This is a genomic window from Cereibacter changlensis JA139, assembly GCF_003034985.1.
In the GTDB taxonomy this organism is placed as follows: Bacteria; Pseudomonadota; Alphaproteobacteria; order Rhodobacterales; family Rhodobacteraceae; genus Cereibacter; species Cereibacter changlensis.
Window position 1 is genome coordinate 1 of record NZ_PZKG01000407.1, and the last position, 663, is coordinate 663.

Annotated in this window: 2 protein-coding genes; one reads left to right on the forward strand and one right to left on the reverse strand. The window is 61.2% G+C overall.

Annotation, left to right across the window (positions count from 1 at the left end; genetic code table 11):
- Positions 1-71: 71 nt before the first annotated feature.
- Positions 72-206, reverse strand: coding sequence for a hypothetical protein (locus C5F48_RS26335; RefSeq protein ID WP_258186604.1), 135 nt, complete (start codon positions 204-206; stop codon positions 72-74).
- Positions 207-371: 165 nt separating this feature from the next.
- On the opposite strand from C5F48_RS26335, the gene C5F48_RS24375 reads away from it, so the two are divergent.
- On the forward strand, positions 372-663 hold a 292-nt coding region (locus C5F48_RS24375; protein WP_107666186.1), incomplete at its 3' end, for an H-NS histone family protein.

Here is a 663-nt window from a genome sequence, read left to right on the forward strand (position 1 = left end):
GAATGTAGAGCGGCATCGCATATCCTCCGTTGCATATCCAGTATATTCCGTTTGGGATATGCAGCCAAGCCTTATCCGCCGGTCAGTCGCCGGAACAGCTGTTCCCAGACCACATCCCAGCGGAAGGGCATGAGCAGCCAGCCGACCAGCCACCACCAGAAGGCGGCGCGTCGGAACAGGGGCTTCGCCTCTTGTTGCTCTGGCATCTTCGATTCCATTCGCCGCCTCCGCCAAAACATAGCGCGGATCGCCGCGGGCGCTCCGCCGGTCTTTGGCGATTGCAGCGGGGCGGCAAAACTGCGAATTGCGCAGTCTCGCCGTTCAGCTATCGTCACGAACGACGAGGCATATAATCTGCGAATGGAGCGCTAATGACCGATCTGAATGAAATGTCGCTCGCCGAGCTGAAGGCGCTGCAAAAGGACGTTCTTCGCGCGATCGACAGTTTCGAAAAACGTCGCAAGGCCCAAGCCGTTTCGGCTTTGGAAAACGCGGCAAAGGAGATGGGGTTCAGCCTCGCCGAACTCCTCGGCCAGCAGGCTGGTCGCCGGCGCAGCGTCGCCATGCCCAAATACGCCAACCCGGCGGACCCTTCGGATACCTGGAGCGGTCGGGGCCGTCAGCCGCACTGGTTCAGAGACGCCCTCGCAGCCGGTCGTTCCG